Below are 21840 nucleotides of genomic sequence, written 5' to 3' on the forward strand. Positions count from 1 at the left end.
AAAACTAGCGATTAAGCTTCTTTTGTTGTTGAGTGCTTACCTAGTTCGATTTGTTGCTGGTCTTTTTTGTATAGATTTTCAAAGCAGTAATTTGTTGCTTCGATATAGCCTTCTACACTACCGCAGTCAAAGCGTTGGCCTTTAAATTTGTATGCTAATACACAGCCTGCTTTGGCTTGTTTTAACAATGCATCGGTAATCTGGATTTCGCCACCTTTACCTGGTTCAGTCTGCTCGATAAGTTCAAAGATGTCTGGAGTCAGAATGTAACGGCCAATGATCGCTAGATTACTTGGTGCAGTACCTGGTTCTGGCTTCTCAACCATGTCGTCAACACGGAAAAGATCATCTTTAATCATTTCACCAGAGATAACACCGTATTTGTGCGTTTCGTTTTCTGGCACCTCTTGAACAGCAACGATTGAACAACGGAACTGTTTGTACAGTGCAACCATTTGAGCCAACACACCTTGTTGTTCGTTCACACAAAGGTCATCAGCAAGCACGACTGCAAACGGTTCATCACCCACAAGCTCGCGGCCAGTCAAGATAGCATGACCTAGACCTTTCATTTCACGTTGGCGAATGTAAGTGAAGTTTGCCGCTTCAATTGTTTCACGGATATTGATCAACAAGTCTTCTTTATTCGTGCCGCTGATCTGATGTTCGAGTTCGTAGTTTTTATCGAAGTGATCCATCAGAGAATGCTTACCACGACCAGTAACGATGCACATTCCATCCATACCAGCTTCGATAGCTTCCTCTACACCGTATTCAATCAGAGGCTTGTTTACTACAGGCATCATTTCTTTAGGCATTGACTTGGTTGCAGGTAAAAAACGTGTACCGTAGCCAGCTGCCGGGAAAAGGCACTTTTTGATCATGATAAGACCCTTTATCTATAATAATTATTGATTCAACCTGAGTGGTTGATATTTCTGAGGGCAACTCTAGCATAAGTTATGTCGAAAATTCAGCAACAATAGCCATGGTTTACTAGAGCTTCCCTCAAAATTATCGTCAGACTAAGAGGTGGGTCGATTATGCAAGCAGGTTCTGGTTTGCCCATGCTATCGCTTGAACTCTATTTTTTACCGCAAGCTTACGGAATATTTGATAGAGGTGAGATTTAACCGTGAACTCACTAATAAACAAGTCATCGGCGATTTGTGTGTTTGAAGACCCGGATTGAAGACAGCGAATCACCTGGATCTCACGAATGGTTAAATCAACATTGGTTGGTGTGGTGTTGGTATTGACCATATTGCGATAATAAAACAACAGTTGATTGGTTACCTTCCTTGGCAGCCAGTTATCGCCATCAATGACTTCTTGAAGACCACGAGCAATCTTGTCCTTTTGTTCAGTGTTGTAAAAGAGTCCTTTTAGTACCCCATAGGTAAGAAGCTCTGAGGTTGGAAGTTGCTGGGGGACATTGAATAAAATGATTTCGTGATTTTTCCACATAACAGTCAGGTTAGGACAAATAATCAGTAGTTGTGGTACCTCTCTGTAATCGACGAGCAAGATCCGGTTACTCTGCTTTCTATCAACTAGCATTAATGCGTCGGGTGTCATTTTGTAGAGAACAATAGATAAATGCTTTTCTATCTCTTTTACATGTAGATAGGTATCGTTTGGGTCGATGCACAGAAAGTGTAAAGTGCGAGCGTATCTTGATTTTCTCATTGAAACGTCCTGTTTGAGTGGGATTAGATTCCACGTTGTCATGCAGGCTTTAGCTTCTCTAGCGCCTTGATAGTGACTTGCGTTGAATATCAATTATCAAAGTAAATGAGTGGTTTGTAAGTGGAGAAAAAAGCAACATCGCTCTGAATATCATGATTTGTTACGTTTTTATTCTTTGTAGTGAGGAGAGAATAGGAATGCGATTTATCACTGTAGAAAAGCATGCTATTCTTGTGCGCTAAAATTTTCTGAGACTATGAATTTAGACGGAGCAAATCATGGCTAGCCGTGGAGTTAACAAAGTTATATTAGTGGGTAACCTAGGTAATGACCCTGAAATTCGTTACATGCCAAATGGCGGCGCAGTAGCGAACATTACCATTGCAACGTCAGAGTCATGGCGTGATAAAGCAACTGGCGAGCAGCGTGAAAAAACAGAATGGCACCGTGTTGCTCTGTTTGGCAAGCTTGCGGAAGTTGCTGGTGAGTACCTACGTAAAGGTTCTCAAGTTTACATTGAAGGTCAACTTCAAACTCGTAAATGGCAAGATCAAAGCGGTCAAGATCGCTACACAACTGAAGTGGTTGTTCAAGGCTTCAATGGTGTAATGCAAATGCTTGGCGGCCGTGCTCAAGGTGGTGCTCCTGCTCAAGGTGGCATGGGTAACAACCAACAGCAAGGTGGTTGGGGTCAGCCACAGCAGCCACAGCAACAACAATACAGTGCTCCCGCTCAACAGCAGCCAAAAGCACCTCAACAAGCTCCTCAGCAGGCTCAACCTCAATATAATGAGCCGCCAATGGATTTTGATGATGACATCCCATTTTAGTCCCTGTTTTTAATATATTATAAAGACAGTATTAAATTGGAAAAAGCCGCGTTCATCGCGGCTTTTTGTTACCTACAATTCTTAACGCTTTATTTACAACGTCAATTTATAGTATAAGTAGCAATACGGTATAATGTGAGTTGAAAAGGATTTCGTTATTCATGAGATATACCCCGACACTAAAATTGAGCACTCGATTGGTCGCATTTGTCACCGTGATAGTGATCAGCGCGATGTTCATTCTTTTTATTGGTGGCACACTTTCCTTTAAGCGTATTGGACAGGAATATTTAGACCATTATTTGGTTGGCATTGTCGACGTTGTAGATAAAGAGATGGAAGACCCTGACGCCGCGTATTCAATGCAGCGTTGGATGCCTAAGATGTTGCAGGCGAGCAATATTGTTGAGATGAAACTCTCGAACAAGACCGGCATCGTTTATCGTTTCAAAGATACCTCCCCACAAATTGATCCCAATCGTCTTTATGAGAAAAGCTTCATTTTAGAGCGTAATGAAGGCTACCGAATCGAATTTAAAGCACTTCCTCCTTATATTGGCTACAACTACTCAATGGAAGCGATGTGGTCAATTACTTTGGCTGTCGCATTGGTTCTGTTCTGTCTTGCTCGCGGTGTTCGTTGGTTGAAAGAACAACTCATGGGTTCTGAAATCTTGGAAGAGCGAGGAAGAATGATCTTGGCCGGTCAGGTTGAAGCTCATGCAAAGGGAGATGAGCGAGAGTGGCCTTATACCGCAAGCGAAGCCTTAGATGTATTGATTGAAGAGCTACAAGATGCTCGTCAAGAACGAAGTCGCTTTGATACCTTTATTCGTACCCATACTTTCCTAGATAAACTCACGGGAACGGCAAACCGAGTTTTATTCGATAATAAGCTGGAATCGGCACTGCATGAAAGTGGTGCTCGAGGCGGTGTGTTACTGATACGTATCGACGAATGGGAGCAAGTTAGTGATGCTAACGATAAGCAAACCACAGACGGCTTTATTATTGAAGTCGGTGAAGTACTGTCGAATATCGTTCAACGCTATCCCGATGTCATTTTTTCTCGCTATTACGAAGCGGACTTTGCTGTATTTATCCCTCATCAGGGCGCAAAAGATATTGCGACCTTGGCTGCTCAGTGTTTAAGGCAGTTAGATAAGCTAGCTCCGCCAGAGCCTTTAGAGTCGGATAACTGGTGTCATATTGGTGTGACCATGTATACCGAAGGTGAGCGTCATAGCCAGATCATGGATGAAACGGAAACGGCACTAAAGAGTGCTCAGTTAGAGCGTATTAATAACTGGAGCCGTTACCCGAAAGAGAATAAGAATGAGCTTGATAGAGGCAGTGTTCGTTGGAGAACATTACTTGATAAAGCGCTGCTTCCTGAAAATTTAGTAATCTTTGCTCAGCGGTGTTATCTTATGCCGGAATCTGGTCAAGTTAATGAATTGCATAGAGAAATATTTACTAGAATTCAGGATCCTGACAAAGGTTTATTGAAATCGTCTCGATTTATGCCTGCGGTAGAGCAAGTGGGTTATCAAGCTCAAATGGACCAATCGGTTCTAAAGGTTGTGTTGAAATCGTTGAAAGAATCAACTCAACCTATCAACTATTCAGTGAATCTGAATGTTACCCCGTTTGCTAATAAACAGCACTTTAAGTGGTTTAGGAGTGAGTTGTTACAGCTCTCTGCTCAACACCGCTCTCAGCTTGCGTTTGAGTTTCCAGAAGGGCACTTGATTGCTCATCTTGATTATATGAGACCGGTGGCAAAGATGTTGCGAGGTTTAGGGTGTAAAGTTGTGGTTGGCCAAGCTGGGCGAACCATTGTTAGCACTCACTATATAAAGGATTTGAAGGTTAATTATATTAAGCTTCATCGAAGCCTAATAAAGAAAATCGACCAAAGGCATGAGAACCAACTGTTTGTTCGAAGCTTAATTGGGGCGTGTGGTGATTCTCCAACTCAAGTTATTGCCGTTGGAGTCGAGACAAAACAAGAAAAGAATACCTTGATAGAGTTAGGCATTAACGGCTATCAAGGGAGATATTTCGACGAAGAACAACAAATTATCCCTTTGCCTAATCAAGCAGAAAAAGCCGCGAAAGCGGAATCTGTTGTCAAAGTTGGACGAAGAAATCGATGGCGTAAGAGTAGTAGTTAAGAATGAATTTTAAAGCGATTTTAGACAAAATAAAGCCAACGAATAATAAAGGTAGCTCGCAAGTTGTCTTGCTGGGCAATGACGCCATTTATATTTCATCGACAGAACAAGATCCTCAAGTAGCCAGCATTCCCGTGGTTAATGGGGACTGGGAGAGTGCGCTAAAAAAATCGCTTAGCAGTGAGGCGTTTACCAGTAATAGCGTCCAACTGATTGTCTGTGCTAACTACTACCAAACCTACCAAATTGATAAACCGGACATTCCAGAGAGTGAATGGTCGGTAGCACTGCCTTTTTTACTCAAAGATCTTGTTTCAGAAAGAGTCACGGAAATTACTGCGAGTGCGGTCGCGTTACCAACGTCGAACAAGCTGCAAGTATATGTCCTGCCTAAAAAGCTGTTGGACAAGCTTTTGAATATCACTAATTCGGCTCAGGTTGAATTAATAGGTGTTGCTCCTGAAGATGAAATCTGGGGTTACAGTGCAGGCGAACTGTCTAATTTCATTCTTTTACAACGTAGCGTCAATTCACACTTTAAATTGGGTGCGTTTGTCGAAAATACCGTTTGTTTTCAAAGAACCATCCGCAGTGTTGTGCCACCTTTAACGGGTGTTGCGTCAAGTGCTCTTCAGTTAGATGGCCTCGCTTTAGAGCTTCAACGCTCGATTGATTACCTTTCTTCTCAAATTAAAGGCACCCAGCTTCACCAGCTTAAAATCTGTTGTGACGAAGAAGATGAAGCAGAGTTACAAAGTGCCTTAAACAGTACATTGAGCTCGACAGTTTCACTGTTGGTTGAAGGTGAGCGTGATAATTCAGAGAGTTTGTTGCTTAAACTTGCAGCTGAAAAAGAGACGTTTAAGGTCAATCTTTACCCTGAACACCTTAAGCCTAAAAAAGAATATTTTACGCTGACCAATGTTGTTGCGAGCTGGGGAGTAGTTTGTGTTTTGATGCTTGGTGGTTACTTCGCAATGCAGTATCAAGTTTCTAATCTAGATAAAGAGCTAACAGCCCTGCAACAAGACTCGAATCAACTTAACAAGCAAGTTAACCAATTGAATAGTAAGTTAACTCAGCATAAACCGTCTCCAGAGAAAGTCGCGGCGGTTGCGCGTCTCAAACGTGAGACTGAGGCTAAAAAAGAGGCTTTGAAGGCTGTTGGACAATACGACGAATCCCAACAAGTCGGGTATTCTGGCGTCATGAATTCCTTAGCTAAATTAGGCCGAAATGACATTTCTCTTTCGCACATCTACATGACCCACGATACTTTAGATCTTAGTGGCTTGGCTCGTAACGCAAATGTCGTTCCGAACTGGATTGGTCAGTTTAAAAGTGAGCTTAATTTAGTCGGACGCACTTTTGAAAAACTAAAAATTGGCCGTAATGATCAGGATGTGGTGACGTTTGAGCTAAGTACTCGTCGGGAGAGTAAATAATGCAGCAGTGGAACCAGCTGAGCGATAAGTTTCTTGCATTAAGTCAAAGAGAAAAATGGCTACTTTTTGTGTGTGGTTTTGTTGGCCTATCGATGTTGTTGTTCACCTTATTGGTTGAGCCTGCGTATCTCGATCTACAAGCTAAAAATGCCAAGGCGAGCAGCCTGACTCAATCGAATCAAAGGCAGCAAGGTGAGTTACTTGTTCTGCAAGCTCAGTTAAACAAAGACCCAGACAAAGAAATTAATCGAGAGTACAAAAAGCTGCTGGTGGAGAGCCAAGATCTCTCTCTTCAGCTTTCTCAGATTGTTGATGGATTAATCACACCTTCTCAAATGTCGCAGTTACTGGAGAGCGTTCTTAACGCCGGTAATGGACTAAAGCTTGAATCGCTAGAGTCATTAAAACCAGAAGCGATTTCGAACAATAAAGAGACCAGCGAATATTCAGGCTACTTTCTTCACCCTGTAAGAATGGAGCTAACCGGCAGTTACTTTGATATCTCAGCTTACCTTCAAGCACTTGAGTCTCTACCTGTGAGTTACTACTGGCGCACATTTGAATACTCAGTAGAAGAATATCCTAAAGCTCGACTGGTGTTCGAGGTTTACACATTAGGTACTAGACAGGAGTTTATCGGTGGTTAGAACTCTTTTGTTGTCCTTGCTATTTAGTAGCTCTTTTGTGTGGGCTGAGCAAGATCCCACGGCGCCATTAGGCTGGCTTTCACCTCAACAGAAAACGGCGCCTGCTAAGAAAGCACCAACTCGTTATCGCTTGCCTTCTTTAGAAAGCATCGTGTGTAAGGGAGATACGCCTTGCTATGCGATTATGAATGGTCAGATTCTCGGACAAGGGGAAACGATCAGAGGGTACCGAGTTAAGAACATAGATCCAGAATACGTCACTCTGCAGAGAAGCTCTAAGCAGTGGAAATTAGAGATGTTCTCTTTAGATGTTAAGAATAATTAAGGTTAGAGTGAAGACATGCGTAAACTTGTAGTAGCAATCCTAGTGTCATCTTTAGTCGGCTGTTCGATGGGGCATAGAGATCCTGTTGAGATTAAAGAGTCTTTAAACGAATCAATTAATGAAGCCAATAGCAGAGCGCTTCATGAGCTGCCTTCGTCGGTTCAAGATGACCTTATGCCTCAGCTTAATTCTGACTCGATGTCTCCGGGGATGGAAACGGTTAAGCGTTTTCGTATTCAGGCAAAAGGCGTTGAAGCGAGAACTTTTTTTGCCAGCTTAGTGAAAGGTACGGAATATAGTGCGGCTATTCACCCAAGTGTGTCTGGAAACCTTACGCTTAATCTAACGGACGTGACGTTAGATGAGGTACTGGCTGTTGCTCAAGATATGTATGGCTACGATATTGAAAAGCGTGGCAAAGTGATTCAAGTTTATCCTGCCGGTCTTCGCACCGTAACGATCCCTGTCGATTACTTACAAGTTAAGCGTTCTGGTCGCTCACTAACGACGATCACCACCGGCACGATCTCTAACTCAGATTCGAATTCATCGAGCTCTTCAAACTCGAACTCAAACTCGTCAAATTCATCTAACTCTTCTAATTCATCAAACTCGACATCGAATGGTGGTACAGAGATTGAAACGACCTCTGAAAGTGATTTTTGGCCACAGCTTGAAGCGGCGGTTGCTCACTTAATTGGCTCGGGCGATGGGCAAAGCGTTGTCGTGACCCCGCAAGCGAGTGTGATTACAGTGCGTGCTTACCCTGACGAAATTCGTGAGGTTCGAGAGTTCTTAGGTATTTCTCAAAAACGCCTGCAGCGTCAAGTTATCCTAGAAGCCAAAATCATGGAAGTAACCTTGAGTGATGGTTACCAACAAGGTATTAGCTGGTCTAATTTATCTAAGTCGATTGGCAGCGGCGGTGTGGTAATTGATCGACCTGGTGGAACTTTGCCTCCATTAGATGCGATCAGCTCTTTGTTAGGCGGGCAAACCAACGTAACGATCTCAGATGGCAGTTTTGAAGCGGTATTGAGCTTTATGGATACTCAAGGTGACCTGAACGTTCTATCAAGCCCACGAGTCACAGCTGCAAACAACCAGAAAGCGGTTATCAAAGTGGGTACTGACGAATACTACGTGACGGATTTATCTAGCGCGGTAGGCAGTGGTGACAACGCGAACGTCGCACCTGAGGTTGAGTTAACTCCGTTCTTTTCGGGTATCTCCTTAGATGTGACCCCTCAGATAGATGATAAAGGTAGCGTATTCTTACATGTTCACCCAGCCGTTATTGAGGTCGAGGAAGAAGTGAAAGAGCTCAACCTTGGTTCTACAACGGGTGTGGTGCAGCTTCCTTTGGCGAAAAGCTCTATTCGTGAGTCTGACTCAGTGATTCGAGCTCGAGATGGCGATGTGGTTGTTATTGGTGGTTTGATGAAATCCAACACCAGTGATGTGACCTCTAAAGTTCCATTCCTCGGTGATATTCCAGCCTTAGGTCATTTGTTCCGTAATACCAATCAGTTAACGCAAAAAACTGAGCTCGTGATCTTACTTAAGCCAACGATCGTGGGTGTGAATACTTGGCAAAATGAGTTGGAGCGTTCACGTGATCTTCTTCAACAGTGGTTCCCTGATGAAGAGTAATTGCTTACTTTCTCAATATAGAGTGGCAGTGTCTCACTAAGCTAGGTCGTCGTATGTATCAAGCTCACTTTGGTTTTGAACAACTGCCATTTACCTTAACGCCGAATACCGATTTCTTCTATGGTTTAGCGCCTCATTTCGAAGCGATTCAGACGGTAATCTCGGCGTTGGAAATGGGCGAGGGCGTGATTAAGGTGACCGGAGAGGTAGGCACTGGAAAAACCATGGTTTGCCGGATGTTGGTCAATCACCTACATTACTGTACAGCTCTGATCTATTTACCAAACCCTGTGTTATCAGGGGCAGACTTGCGCCAGGCGGTTGCAACAGAGCTTGGTTTAGCTGTCGATAATGAAGCAACCTTGGTTGATAACATTCAGCATAAGCTCATTGAATTGCACAATTCTGGTTTAAGAGTGGTGGCTATTCTTGATGAAGCTCAGGCTCTATCGGATGAAGCGCTCGAAACATTAAGGTTGTTTGGTAACCTTGAAACGGAAGATAAAAAACTGCTGCAGATTGTCTTATTAGGTCAGCCAGAATTGGATGCTCGATTAGAGGCGTACCACCTAAGGCAGTTTCGCCAAAGAATCACATTTAGTTCGACACTGAGACCGCTGAATCTCGATGAAACGGTGGCTTATATTGATAATCGAATCGCTAAATCTGGTGGTAGCCCTGAGTTATTCAGCTTGAATCAAAAAAAGGCGATCTGTCGTTCGTCGTTAGGTATCCCTAGATTGATAAACCAACTTTGCCATAAGGCTCTATTGCTTTCGTTCAGTGACGATAAGAAAAGTATCGACAACCAACATCTTTTTTCAGCTATGCATGAAACGTACGATGTGTGTAAGCCTAAATTTAAAACGCCAATACTGTGGGGTTGGAATTAATTATGAGCGTCATTAACAACGCCTTGTCTGAATTGGCAAAGAAAAAGTCAGCGACTTCGATTGAAGCGGCAGTCGTACCTAAAGTAAAAACGCGTTCCCCCCTAGTTTGGGTTGTTGCAGGTTTTACTTTGAGCTTAGCGATGGGCGGTTGGGCGATATCGCAAGGCCCTGTGATTGATCAGTCTATTGTTGAGCAGTCAATCTCAACTCGAGATTTACAGGTTCAAGTCTCTGTCGTTGATGATTCAAATGGCATTCAGGAAGTTGCTCAACCTATCTCATCGCCAACTAAGAAATTGGTGACACTAGACTCTGCGATCCTTTCAACAGAAAACACTGCGATGGCAAAAAGCGCTCAATCTAAGCCTAGTGTTTCCGAATCAGTTGTTATGTCTGCCCCAAAAGCGACAAAACAACAAACACCGGCTAAACCTCTAAGCACGCCTAAAACGATTAGGACTGACATCCCCCAACCAGTTTACGTTGCTAGTGTGGCCAAAAAAGATCCTGCGTCTATCTCTAATGAGCCTATAACCTCTGGTGGTTCAGAAAATAGCGGAATGTTGATCGAGCAGGTTGAGTTAACTCCGGAACAGCTATCTGTGAATGCACAAGGTCGAGCTCAGAAAGCGCTTGATGCGAACGATCTTACTGGTGCGTTGAAAGGTTATACCGAGGCGCTGCGTTATACCCCAAGAAATGAAGATGTCCGTCAGAAACTTGCGATTCTCTATTTTGGTAAAGGCGATACTCGCAAAGCCTATGAGCTTTATCAGTCTGGTATCAAGCTCAACATCAACAGTGAAAAACTGCGTTTAGGGTTATCAAAACTGCTGGTAAAAGCGAATCAATCAGAAGCGGCTTTAAGTCCGTTAATACATTTACCACCGAACCCTACCCAAAATTATTTGGCGATGCGTGCGGCCTTGAGTCAAAAGAGTCAGCAAGAAGAAGTGGCATTGGAAAGTTACCAAAAGTTGGTTGAGGTCGATTCAGATAATGCTCGCTGGTGGTTAGGCTTAGCGATTCAGCAAGAACGTCAACTCGATTTCACAGCTGCTAAAGCGTCATACCAAGGTGCGTTAACCAGAGTCGGTATCTCATCTCAATCACAAAGCTTTGTGCGTGACCGGTTAAAAATACTCAATGCTTTAGAGGAGAGCGGCGATGCAAATTAGATTAAGAAAAAGACTTGGTGATTTGCTTGTCGAAGAAGGCATTATCACTGAGGCTCAAGTTGAACAAGCACTGGCCGCTCAGAAAAGTACTGGGCGTAAGCTGGGTGATGCGCTAATTGAGCTTGGCTTCTTGTCAGAACAGCAAATGCTGAGCTTTTTGTCGCAGCAGTTAGCGATTCCTCTTATTGATTTAAGCCGAGCCGTTGTCGATGTTGAAGCAGTACAGCTTTTACCCGAAGTACATGCTCGTCGCCTTCGTGCATTGGTTATTGGACGCCAAGGTGACACTTTGCGTGTTGCAATGAGTGACCCTGCGGATCTGTTTGCCCAAGAGTCTTTGCTTGGTCAGCTCGGCGATTACGCGCTGGAATTCGTTGTTGCTCAAGAAAGGCAATTGGTTGATGGCTTCGATCGCTATTATCGAAGAACCAAAGAGATTGCCTCGTTTGCTGAGCAACTTCACGCTGAACACCAAGTTAATGATGCTTTTGATTTCGATATCGCTGAAGAAGACAGTGATGAAGTTACCGTCGTTAAGCTGATCAACTCACTATTTGAAGATGCTATTCAGGTTGGTGCTTCGGATATCCATATCGAGCCAGATTCAAACGTATTGCGTCTTCGTCAGCGTATTGATGGTGTGCTGCATGAAACATTGCTGAATGAAGTGAATATTGCTTCAGCACTTGTACTGCGCTTGAAGCTGATGGCAAACCTCGATATCTCAGAAAAACGTCTTCCTCAAGATGGTCGCTTTAATATCCGTGCTAAAGGTCAGTCGGTTGATATTCGTATGTCGACCATGCCGGTACAGCACGGTGAGTCTGTCGTGATGCGTCTGCTTAACCAATCTGCAGGACTACGTAAACTTGAAGCCTCGGGTATACCGAGCGATCTGTTGGTTCGTCTTCGTCAACAGCTGCGCCGCCCGCACGGTATGATCTTGGTTACTGGGCCGACAGGTTCGGGTAAAACCACCACCCTGTATGGGGCATTAAGTGAGCTCAACGAACCGGGTAAAAAGATCATTACCGCGGAAGATCCGGTGGAATACCGTCTTCCTCGTGTGAACCAAGTTCAGGTAAACCCTAAGATCAATCTCGACTTCTCTACAGTCCTAAGAACCTTCTTGCGTCAGGATCCCGATATCATTCTTATTGGTGAGATGCGTGACCACGAAACGGTTGAGATTGGCTTGAGAGCCGCGCTGACTGGCCACTTAGTATTAAGCACCCTCCATACCAATGATGCGGTAGACAGTGCACTGCGCATGATGGATATGGGAGCACCGGGTTACTTGGTCGCGAGCGCTGTTCGAGCGGTCGTTGCACAGCGATTGGTTCGCAAAGTTTGTACCGATTGTAAGGTTGAGGATGAGTTAGATGAACCTCGTAAGCAATGGCTGAGCGTTCGTTTCCCTAACCAAGTGGGTGTGCCGTTTATGAAAGGCCGTGGCTGTCAGAACTGTAATTTAACCGGTTACCGTGGGCGTATTGGTGTATTTGAAATGTTGGAGCTAGAACAAAACATGATGGATGCACTGAGAGCTAATGATGCGGTAGGTTTTGCTCAAAAGGCGAGACAGTCTGAAAACTATAAACCGTTATTGGCTTCTGCGATGGAATTGGCTCTGCAAGGTGTCGTGAGTCTTGATGAGATAATGCATCTTGGCGAAGGTGATGCGTCCGGTGCCACTGACCCAATTTATCTGTAGGGGTAGAATGATATGCCAACGTATCGTTATGTAGGTCGCAGCTCTGATGGTAGTCAAGTAAGTGGGCAATTAGACGCGAATAACGAAGATCTTGCTGCTGAAAGCTTGATGAGTAAAGGGATCATTCCAACCTCTATCAAACTGGGCAAAAGTGGTGGTTCAGTCTTAGATATGGATGTATCGAGTCTGTTCTTTCCGAGTGTACCGTTAGAGGTGTTGGTTCTGTTTTGTCGACAGTTATACAGCCTAACCAAAGCGGGTGTACCACTATTAAGATCGATGAAAGGCCTCACTCAACACTGCGAAAATAAGCAGCTGAAAGCCGCCTTGGAAGAGGTGGTTGCTGAGCTAACTAATGGTCGCGGCTTAGCGGCGTCAATGCAGATGCACCCCAAGGTATTCAGTCCGTTGTTTGTCTCGATGATTGGCGTTGGTGAAAACACAGGCCGTCTAGATCAGGCTTTACTGCAATTAGCTGGATATTACGAACAAGAAGTTGAGACTCGCAAACGAATTAAGACTGCGATGCGTTACCCAACATTCGTGATCAGTTTTATCTTGATTGCAATGTTCATTCTTAACATCAAGGTTATTCCACAGTTCTCAAGCATGTTTGCGCGCTTTGGTGTCGACTTGCCGCTGCCTACTCGTATCTTGATTGGTATGTCTGAGTTCTTTGTGAATTACTGGGGCTTAATGCTTGGAGTGATCTTTGGTCTTATCTTCGCTTTTAAAGCTTGGGTGAAGACAGACAAAGGCTTGGAAAAGTGGGATCGATTACGCTTAAAAATGCCGGTCATTGGCGGGGTAGTGAATCGAGCACTGTTGTCACGCTTCTCGCGTACTTTTGCTTTGATGCTTAAAGCGGGTGTTCCACTGAACCAGTCGCTAGCGCTTTCGGCGGAAGCTTTAGATAACCGTTTTCTAGAGTTGCGAGTTCAAGCCATGAAATCGGCCATTGAAGCCGGTAGTACGGTTTCGTCGACCGCGATTAACAGCGAAATTTTCACACCGCTCGTGATACAAATGATCTCCGTCGGTGAAGAGACGGGTCGTATTGATGAGCTATTACTTGAAGTGGCTGATTTTTATGACCGCGAAGTCGATTACGATCTGAAAACCTTAACCGCCAGAATTGAACCCATTTTGTTAACCATCGTTGCAGGCATGGTGCTGATTTTGGCGCTAGGTATCTTCTTGCCGATGTGGGGAATGTTGGATGCGATCAAAGGCTAGGGAATGCTAAATAACCTACAACGCTCACGTTTTGTTATTTGGACAGTGGTTATTCTTTTTCTTATTGTCGGTGTGCTTTCGGCATTCAAAACGGTAGAAGAGGAAGCGACTAACACGGCATTTATCGTCGCGAGCAAGCGGATTTTGGAGCAAGCCAATTTGTTCAAACAGCAGTATTTGTTATCGGGTGCTGGGCAAGAAGAAGGCTCGGAACCCCCAAAGATCTACAGCAGAACTGGGTGGGTAATGCCTATCCAAGGTACGGAGCGAGACTGTAATTATTGGCTGGATCAATTATATCCTCAAGGGAGCATTTTAGGGCTAAGCTCTCCAAGAGTTGAAGATAAAAGTGACAACAGACACTTTCACTGTAGTTATCATTATACTGATAAATATCAGGTAGATATATTACTTGAAAGAGAAAGGTTTAGTGTAAAAGCCAATATTTTGGCTTTGTGAAAATATTGACAGTTTTAGTATGGTTTTATACGTGCGCGAATGTATAATGCGCGTTAATAATTAGATGAGTAGGTAGAAAATGCTTAAGAATCAAAAGGGTTTCTCCCTTGTCGAATTAGTGATAGTGATCGTAGTTGTTGGTTTATTGGCGGTCGCTGCGTTGCCTCGTTTTCTTGATGTGACGGATGAAGCCAAGAAATCCAGTATTGAAGGTGTCGCTGGTGGCTTTGCAACGGCTGTTTTGTCAGCAAGAGCACAATGGGAAGCGGAAGCAAGGCCGTCAGAGAAGATAGGTGTTGAAACATACAATACTGTAAACTATGATGGTGTTGATTTTTGGTTAACAAGATCAAAAAACAGTAACAACGTCGAGACCGACTTTCGTGATGGCTATCCGTGGACTCTGAACAATAATTCGAGCACTGCTCCACAAGATATTTCAGACCAAACATGTTCTGAGTTGATGGAAAACTTGCTGCAAAATCCACCTAAAGTAGGTGCGGTTTCAGATGTCGCTAATGACTCAAATTACAAATATTCAGCGCAAGCGAATTCAGGTGATGCAACCTGTACTTACGTTCAATTAGAAGGTAGTACAGAACATGAATTTGTTTACGAAATTAAAACTGGTCGTGTGACCGTAACTTTGCAGTAAGTCTGCGTAAAATTAAACATAGAGAGAGCTAAACTATGAAAAGACAAGGCGGTTTCACCCTAATCGAACTAGTGGTTGTAATTGTTATTCTAGGTATTCTTGCTGTAACTGCGGCACCACGCTTCCTAAACCTGCAAGATGATGCTCGTGAGTCTTCACTCCAAGGTCTAAAAGGTGCAATTGATGGTGCTGCTGGTATTACTTACGGTAAAGCTGCTGTTGAGGGATTAGAAGCTATTTCTTCAGGACAAAACGTCGAAGGCATTGATATTGCCTTCGGTTACCCAACTGCAACATCTACAGGTATTGGAGCTGCTGTTGTTGGCCTAAATGATGACTGGGAAGACGTTACTAGTGGTGGTTCAGGTACTATCTCATTCAGCTTTTCTGGAGCAGATGTTGGTGAAGATGAGTGTATCGTTACTTATACTCAAGCAACAGGAACAACTGCTGATACAGCTGCATCTACATCAGTGACTCTTGGTGCTGGTTGTAATGGTAACTAAATAGCTTGCTACGGTAAGCTAGAGGTCGGCATTTGCCGGCCTTTTTTATTTTAGGAATAAACTAATAAATCTCTAATATTCACAATAGATATATTCATTGTTTTTTTTCTATCTTGTAATGTAGAGCTGCGATTGAGCTACTTAGGATGTATATGGACATAAAGCCAAACAAAGGTTTCACTCTTGTTGAATTGATCGTAGTGATTCTTTTACTTGCTATTATTTCAGCGACAGCTATTAGCCGGTTTGGAGGTCGCCAAGTCTACGAATTGTATGCTCTTCAAGAACAGACATCTTCTGTCATCCGACAAATTCAGCTCAATCGAATGCAATCCAATATGGATATGTCTGTGTCAGGTGCTGAAAGCTTACGTTTAGTAGCTGCGAACAATTGTATCGGTTCGCAATCTGCTTGTGATAACACATCTGAAACAAGAAGTGATGTTATCGTTAGTGATGATTATAGTTTCGCGTCTGTACCTTCCTCTAATTACTCTTCGCCAATCGAATTCAGCCTTTTAGGTAATCCTGAAAATACCGCCTCATCTGGTGTTCAAATTACGATTTTATCCAATAATAGTTCAGACAGAGCTTGGGTTTGTGTTAACTCTCAAGGTTTTGTTTATCCAAGTAATCAGGTATGCCCATGAAGTACGTAAATAGTGGCTTTACGCTTATCGAGTCGATCATTGTTATTGTACTACTTGGTTTTGCAATGCTCGCATTTTCTACTTTTCTTGCACCACAATCTGCGCTTTCAGGGCAAGTAAATTATTCCAACCGAGCTTCGGCATTAGGTCAAAGTATTATGACCGATCTGTTAGCTCGAGATTACGGAACGGTGAGCTCAGGTACTCCAATTGAACTCGGCAGCACTTATACTAATTTTGATGTGGATTTGGTTGTTGCCAACGATACCCCAACTGCTTCGATGCAGAAATTTACCTTAACAATTACCGCAAGCAATAATCCTCCTATCACTTTAGTTGCTTATAAAGGGGAGTATTAATGAAAGGGAAAGGGTTTACGCTTATAGAGATGATTTTAGCTATTGTCATCTCAAGTATCGTTTTGCTTGGTGTCGCGAATTTTACTGAACTCGGTATGAGAAGCTATTTTGGCTCTGTAGAGCGCTTTCGGCTACAAACCGAAGCTAGGTTTGTACTGGAAAAGCTTTCGCGTGAAGTGAGGCATGCTGTACCTAATCTGTTTCCTGCTTCTGTAAGTAGCGGTTGCGTATCATTTTATCCAATTGTTGATTCAGGTTTTTACGCTACCTCGGGGGCAGACATTAACTTTCTAGTTAGTGATACTGGAGCGACAAGTAGTTCATTACAATCTATGTCATTGGTTATAAATCCGACTAGACCACATACGGATATCAACAACCTAAATAATGTATACCCTCTTGATAGTGTGGTTCCTCCGAGCGTATCTGCTGCATACTTTTCTATTCCAAATGGAGCTAACACTCTTGTCAGTGAATCTGTAGGTAAAAGGCACTACATTTTTGACTCAAATAACCTTGTGGAGTATTGCCTTGCGAATAGTAATTTACTAACTCGTAATGGTGTCACAATAAGCGATCGAGTTATGAGTGAGAATAGCACTCTGAGTTATCAACCTGCGGATGTTCAGAGTAACGGTGTTGTTGAGTTGATTCTCGAGTTTGCAGAAAATAATGAGTCCACAGTGTTTGAGCTAGATATACAGGTGATTAATGTCCCGTAAATCAACCCAAAAAGGTAGTGCGTTAGTCATTGTCATCTTTGTTATCGTGGTGCTTGGTTTCTTAGCGACAAGTTTGAGTCGAACGAGTTGGTCTGATAATGATTCAAACACTCGAGTTGTACTTGGCACACAAGCTTGGTTGCTCAGTCACTCTGTTAATGAATATGTTATGACTCAGTTTTATCCGGATCCTGATCCTCAGGCTTCTTCTGCTGTTGCTAGTGTTTGTAGCAGCAATGATCTCCAACCCGGAGGTGGGGTTTTTACGGTAGCAAGCTCTATTGTTGATACGGCTTCGGTGAATTGCTCTCTTGAGCGAGTGCAGTGTTCCAATCGAGGAGAGCTTGATGGCTTTGTTTTCTATGTTCTAGAGTCTTCGGTAATTTGCGGTTCTGGTGTGAGCCAAGTGCAACGTAATCAAGAAGTGTGGGTGAAGGAGTCAATACGATGAAAGCATGTAGATATATTTTAGTTGCCTGTTTCTGCCTATTCCCTTTGATCGCGACAGCGTCGACTTGTAACGTAGATCCGAGCGGTGAATTTAAAATATCATTTAATATCAATTCCGCCCAGCTTGTTGAATCTGTGTTTGCAGAGCAAGAGCCCGGAAATAACCGCCCGGAATACACCATCTGGACCAATGATATTAATGAGCCTACGGTGGGAGATACGCCCTTTATTCGCGATCCTCGTTACATGGTTGGTGGGGGAGACTATAGTGTTCAACTGATTTATCAGCCGGGAGCGGGAAATGATGCCGGAACCGCAGACTACTACGTTGACGATGGGCAGGGTTTTACTTTTTTAGGCAATTACCCCGCAGACTTTAAAGGTATTCACCCGCAAAGCGTCGATATTAATAGTGGGGACAGTACTGAACTAGAATGTGACAGCTCGGATATCGAGCCACCGCCGGTTTATTCAAACGATGCTCAGTATGAATTTGGTATCGTTCAGTGCTCTGGTGGAGAATGTAAGATCCCACTGACTCAGTCTTATACCAACACGCCACTGGTGTTTGTGATGCCAACCATTGATTCAAGTGCCCCTGACGCGGATGCTCCTGCAACGTTAATGGTTACCGAGGTAAGCAAAACCGAAGCGACCATCAAGCAGATTAAGGCGCCAAAGAATGGCGGTGGTTCAGATTTAGATAGCCAACCGATAACAGAAGTCAGTTACCTTGCGATTGAGCCCGGTGTGGCCGATTTTAATGGCCATGAAGTCATAGCGGGTTATTTGAACACCAATGCAGCCAGTGCTAAATCAGGCTCAAATAGTAATGATAGAGTCCTTTATAGCGATTTTGGCGGAGCTGGCTTTTCTTCTAATCCGGTGGTATTGCATCAAATTCAAACTCGAAATAACAATGATAAATGGATGACCTCTGGCAAGGTTAGGCGAACCGATGAAACGTCATACATTGATTTGTTTTTGGAGCTAAGTGCTTCTCACCGCAGTAACGATGATTATGACGATGAGAAGATCGCGTTTTTAGCGACGTTAGCCACCAATACTAACCTTGATGTTGATGGTTTTAAGGTTCAATTTGCAAGAGGGTATGATACGCCAAGTCAAAGCGGTAATGACCCAATGTTGGATGGCTGTGAGGATAAGTATGCTACCACCTCTCTAACGAATATTGACGGGATCATAGCTAATAAACAAGAGAGGGCTGGTGGACACGGAGGCTGGCTACGTCGATGTAACATTAACACGAACCAAGTTAGCTTTGTTGTAGATGAGGACTTTAGAGACCGCACGCATATTCCGGAAGAAGTGGGTTACTTTGCTTTTGAAATGGAAGATGTTCCATTAGATATATGTGATGTTGCTCCATATGTGGTTCAGTCTTGGGGGGATAATAGTAGCTTATTATGGACTTCAAATACGGCCTCGATTCAGATTGAAGGTACCTACCAGTCTAGTGGGCAAGTAGGCATATGGGTTGACCCGACAAACCCAACCGTTAACCCAAAGACACAATGTGATGGCAACGAGTGTGTAGAGAACTCATCGCTATATATAACTGAGCCTAATATTGTCGATCTAGATTTACCAACAGGTCAAAATGTGGATGCCGGTTGGCAAGAAATCAACTTGGTTAGCGGTAAGTATAATACAGTATCCGCTGGAGGTTCAGGTACGATTAACTTGACTGGGGATACCTATTATATTGAGCATTTGATTGTAGGTGCTAGCGGTAAAATAATATTATCTCAAAATACTAAGATCTATGTGAATAGTTTTGAATTGTCAGGCGGGGGGCAAGTTATTAATAATAGCTTCAAACTGTCTATATGGGCTGAGAATTATAAAGGTAGCAATGCGTTAGTTCAGGTGGAAAGGAACTTGAATGCGCTAATTTTTAGTCGCGATAAAGTCCTTGTTACTGGTGGCAACGGTCTTATAAATGGTCGAGTAACAGCGAAAAATATAGAATTACGACCTGATGGGAAAATTATTGATGATGGTCAGTTTTGTCCTGTGCAACCATCAGATTATCAATTGGATCTGACACCTAATAAAGATTTCTCTTTATTGTGTGAAACTCCACAAGTGACGGTCATCATAACTGATTCTCAAGGGAATCCAGCCACGGAGCAAGTTGAAGTTTATATTACGACACCTGCTGGCATAATTGTTGATAGTGTTATTGAGGGGCGCCATAACGGTGGTAATTCTTATTCGACAAATTCATCTGGGATATTAACGCTCGGTTTAGATGCTGAATCAATTGGGACTTATAAAATTGAGGCTGAATTGGCGTCAGATTCCAATCAAAGTGACTCTGGCGACTTTTTAGTATCGCTATACAAATTTGAAGCGAGCGATATATATGCTGTAGCCGGTCTGGCTGCGAGCTTTGACCTGAAAGCTTTGGCTTGTAAAGATGATACGGCAACACCTGTTTTAGGTTATCTAGGGGATAAAACTCTCAATGTCTCGGACTTTTCATTGGTGCACCCCACTTCTGCCCAGGGAGCCGTTGATGGAAACTTATTGGTAAAAAGTAAGAGCGATTGGAGCGATACTTCGGTAATTTTTGAATTTGATAGTTCCGCTCAAACTACAGGTTCCGTTATTTACAGTGAAGCGGGTAAGGTTAGCTTCAAACTTTCGGACCCTACTTTTGAATGTCCAACGGGGTATGATTGTGAAGATAATGATGGTGACAGTTGGGATTCGTTAGAAGGTATCGTTGAGGTCTATGTCAGACCTTGGCAATTTGCAATCTGTACAAACAACAGTTCTGATGGCAACAGCAGTGGTGGGAATGCGTTTGTTGCAGCAGGGGAAGAGTTTGACGTGTTTGCTAAACCAATTCGATTTTCGAGTAACGCTAACCCTTCGTGTAACAATAGCTTAGTAACACAAAACTATTTGCTGTCCTCTGGTGCTGTCGTTGCAACTCATACTCTGGATACACCTAGCAATAATGGTGCAGTGCTTGGTAGCTTAGAGCCTGGCAGCCAATTGACTCAGTCTAGTTCCGATATTAGTCCTAATGATAATGGTTATAAATTCAAAAGTTTAAAGTATTCAGAAGTTGGTAGTATAAATTTTGAAGTGACTGAAGATTCGAGCAGCTTTTACGGCAAGATTCTTGGTGGATTTTCTGGAAGTAAATCAATTGGCCGCTTCTATCCGAAGTACTTCCTGCAAGAGAACCCTGAATGGAATGTCGCGAATCAAAACGACATTGCTTATTTGAGTCAACCTTATGACTCTACAGTTCACCAAGTATATCCAATGGCATCAGGTGAAGGTGAAGGTGATACGGATAATGCGCTTAATAATTACCGATTCTTTAATACAGAACTACAAGCAAAGTTTGGTGTTCTAGATGATAGCAATATAGATAACGGCTTCTTGCTAGATACGGATGCTGGGTCTTGGTCTAATGATCGTAAGCATTGGTTGTTGAACGATAGTGCCTCTGTTCTTCAGCGAGTTACGGATTCAGATGACGTTAGCCGCAGAGATGCACCGTTTAATACTTCAGATGCTAACTCCACTATTACCCACTTTGGCTTGACCGTTGCAGGAGTTGATCCTGTTTCATTTACTGACTCTGATATTTTGACTGATTCTGTCGAGTTTCCGGTCCAGCCTCCAGCTCGTTATGGCCGAATGGCGCTTGATGATATTGGTGGTAATTCCGGTACTACTCTAACTATTCCGCTGCGAACTGAGTTCTGGGATGGCAGCGAGTTTATTGTTAACGAGGATGATGACCACAGTACCTTCAATGGGGCTAATACTTGTAAACAAGTTATTTGGCACAGTGAAGGGGCGGCAACCACTTTAGTTTCACTTAGCGGTAGTGGAAATGTGGATGATGGAGAAGAAGAGGTCACAGCAAATCAAAATACGCCAGCAGGAACAGACGCGCCACGTGAGCAAGTTCGTCTGTGGTTAAGAATGGATGACTCTGAGCCTGATAGCGATGGCGGAAATAACATCTCATGTAGTGGCAGTGATCAAGATCAACCATGGCTACGTTACAACTGGCGCCAACTGGGTGATGAAGATCCATCCACCGTCGTCACATTTGGTATCTACCGTGGTAACGATCGTGTGATCTACCGAGGTGAAAGTGGCTTAACAGGTCAGTAATAATATAATTTTTGCCCCTTAAGTTAGGAATCTGTAAGAAATTGCGGGTTTCAGTCCATGTTTGTACTTCAATGCCTTGCCG

The 21840-nt window shown here is 43.4% G+C and carries 20 protein-coding genes; 18 read left to right on the forward strand and 2 right to left on the reverse strand.

Annotation, left to right across the window (positions count from 1 at the left end):
- Nucleotides 1–11: 11 nt before the first annotated feature.
- Nucleotides 12–884, reverse strand: coding sequence for a UTP--glucose-1-phosphate uridylyltransferase GalU (galU, locus tag AB6E54_RS05945; protein WP_004735975.1), 873 nt, complete (start codon nt 882–884; stop codon nt 12–14).
- Between the two features lie 157 nt (nt 885–1041).
- Nucleotides 1042–1689, reverse strand: coding sequence for a LuxR C-terminal-related transcriptional regulator (locus tag AB6E54_RS05950; RefSeq protein WP_102332790.1), 648 nt, complete (start codon nt 1687–1689; stop codon nt 1042–1044).
- Between the two features lie 278 nt (nt 1690–1967).
- Here AB6E54_RS05950 and AB6E54_RS05955 point away from each other — a divergent pair, with 278 nt between their 5' ends.
- The 18 genes from AB6E54_RS05955 to AB6E54_RS06040 all read left to right on the forward strand — a co-directional run bounded on the left by AB6E54_RS05955 (nt 1968) and on the right by AB6E54_RS06040 (nt 21758).
- Nucleotides 1968–2519, forward strand: coding sequence for a single-stranded DNA-binding protein (locus AB6E54_RS05955; RefSeq protein WP_017062970.1), 552 nt, complete (start codon nt 1968–1970; stop codon nt 2517–2519).
- A gap of 161 nt (nt 2520–2680) precedes the next feature.
- The gene (gene csrD, locus AB6E54_RS05960; RefSeq protein ID WP_102332735.1) at nt 2681–4696 is read left to right on the forward strand and encodes an RNase E specificity factor CsrD; all 2016 of its coding nucleotides are present in this window, start codon (nt 2681–2683) and stop codon (nt 4694–4696) included.
- Between the two features lie 2 nt (nt 4697–4698).
- Complete coding sequence (locus AB6E54_RS05965; protein ID WP_017065934.1) at nt 4699–6141, forward strand: MSHA biogenesis protein MshI; 1443 nt, start codon at nt 4699–4701, stop codon at nt 6139–6141.
- Nucleotides 6141–6788, forward strand: coding sequence for a type 4a pilus biogenesis protein PilO (gene pilO / locus AB6E54_RS05970; RefSeq protein WP_017061345.1), 648 nt, complete (start codon nt 6141–6143; stop codon nt 6786–6788). The genes AB6E54_RS05965 and pilO overlap by 1 nt, the downstream gene beginning before the upstream one ends.
- On the forward strand, nt 6781–7113 hold the full coding sequence (locus tag AB6E54_RS05975; RefSeq protein ID WP_017061346.1) for a hypothetical protein: 333 nt from the start codon (nt 6781–6783) through the stop codon (nt 7111–7113). The genes pilO and AB6E54_RS05975 overlap by 8 nt, the downstream gene beginning before the upstream one ends.
- A gap of 15 nt (nt 7114–7128) precedes the next feature.
- The gene (gene mshL, locus AB6E54_RS05980; RefSeq protein WP_017065932.1) at nt 7129–8766 is read left to right on the forward strand and encodes a pilus (MSHA type) biogenesis protein MshL; all 1638 of its coding nucleotides are present in this window, start codon (nt 7129–7131) and stop codon (nt 8764–8766) included.
- Nucleotides 8767–8819: 53 nt separating this feature from the next.
- On the forward strand, nt 8820–9659 hold the full coding sequence (locus AB6E54_RS05985) for an ExeA family protein (RefSeq protein WP_102332736.1): 840 nt from the start codon (nt 8820–8822) through the stop codon (nt 9657–9659).
- A 2-nt stretch (nt 9660–9661) separates the two neighbouring features.
- Nucleotides 9662–10837, forward strand: a complete 1176-nt coding sequence (locus tag AB6E54_RS05990; protein ID WP_017071536.1) for a lipopolysaccharide assembly protein LapB — start codon at nt 9662–9664, stop codon at nt 10835–10837.
- The gene (locus tag AB6E54_RS05995) at nt 10827–12551 is read left to right on the forward strand and encodes a GspE/PulE family protein (protein WP_102332737.1); all 1725 of its coding nucleotides are present in this window, start codon (nt 10827–10829) and stop codon (nt 12549–12551) included. The genes AB6E54_RS05990 and AB6E54_RS05995 overlap by 11 nt, the downstream gene beginning before the upstream one ends.
- A 12-nt stretch (nt 12552–12563) precedes the next feature.
- Complete coding sequence (locus AB6E54_RS06000) at nt 12564–13787, forward strand: type II secretion system F family protein (protein WP_102332738.1); 1224 nt, start codon at nt 12564–12566, stop codon at nt 13785–13787.
- 3 nt (nt 13788–13790) lie between these two features.
- Nucleotides 13791–14246 carry a hypothetical protein gene (locus AB6E54_RS06005; RefSeq protein WP_017068728.1) on the forward strand — a complete coding sequence of 152 codons (456 nt, stop codon included), beginning with the start codon at nt 13791–13793 and terminating at the stop codon, nt 14244–14246.
- A gap of 79 nt (nt 14247–14325) precedes the next feature.
- On the forward strand, nt 14326–14901 hold the full coding sequence (locus AB6E54_RS06010) for a prepilin-type N-terminal cleavage/methylation domain-containing protein (protein WP_102332739.1): 576 nt from the start codon (nt 14326–14328) through the stop codon (nt 14899–14901).
- Between the two features lie 35 nt (nt 14902–14936).
- Nucleotides 14937–15407: a prepilin-type N-terminal cleavage/methylation domain-containing protein gene (locus tag AB6E54_RS06015; RefSeq protein ID WP_102332740.1), complete on the forward strand. Its 471-nt coding sequence runs from the start codon at nt 14937–14939 to the stop codon at nt 15405–15407.
- A gap of 152 nt (nt 15408–15559) precedes the next feature.
- Nucleotides 15560–16057 carry a Tfp pilus assembly protein FimT/FimU gene (locus tag AB6E54_RS06020; protein WP_371706451.1) on the forward strand — a complete coding sequence of 166 codons (498 nt, stop codon included), beginning with the start codon at nt 15560–15562 and terminating at the stop codon, nt 16055–16057.
- Nucleotides 16054–16416: a prepilin-type N-terminal cleavage/methylation domain-containing protein gene (locus AB6E54_RS06025; protein ID WP_102332742.1), complete on the forward strand. Its 363-nt coding sequence runs from the start codon at nt 16054–16056 to the stop codon at nt 16414–16416. Before AB6E54_RS06020 ends, AB6E54_RS06025 begins: the two co-directional genes overlap by 4 nt.
- Nucleotides 16416–17138 (forward strand): PilW family protein, encoded by a 723-nt coding sequence (locus AB6E54_RS06030; RefSeq protein WP_102332743.1) that lies wholly within the window; start codon nt 16416–16418, stop codon nt 17136–17138. Before AB6E54_RS06025 ends, AB6E54_RS06030 begins: the two co-directional genes overlap by 1 nt.
- Nucleotides 17128–17589, forward strand: coding sequence for an MSHA biogenesis protein MshP (locus AB6E54_RS06035; RefSeq protein WP_102332744.1), 462 nt, complete (start codon nt 17128–17130; stop codon nt 17587–17589). The genes AB6E54_RS06030 and AB6E54_RS06035 overlap by 11 nt, the downstream gene beginning before the upstream one ends.
- Nucleotides 17586–21758: a DUF6701 domain-containing protein gene (locus AB6E54_RS06040; RefSeq protein WP_102332745.1), complete on the forward strand. Its 4173-nt coding sequence runs from the start codon at nt 17586–17588 to the stop codon at nt 21756–21758. Before AB6E54_RS06035 ends, AB6E54_RS06040 begins: the two co-directional genes overlap by 4 nt.
- Nucleotides 21759–21840 lie beyond the last annotated feature (82 nt).

This window comes from Vibrio sp. 10N.247.311.49 (assembly GCF_041467655.1).
GTDB classification, from domain to species: Bacteria; Pseudomonadota; Gammaproteobacteria; order Enterobacterales; family Vibrionaceae; genus Vibrio; species Vibrio crassostreae_C.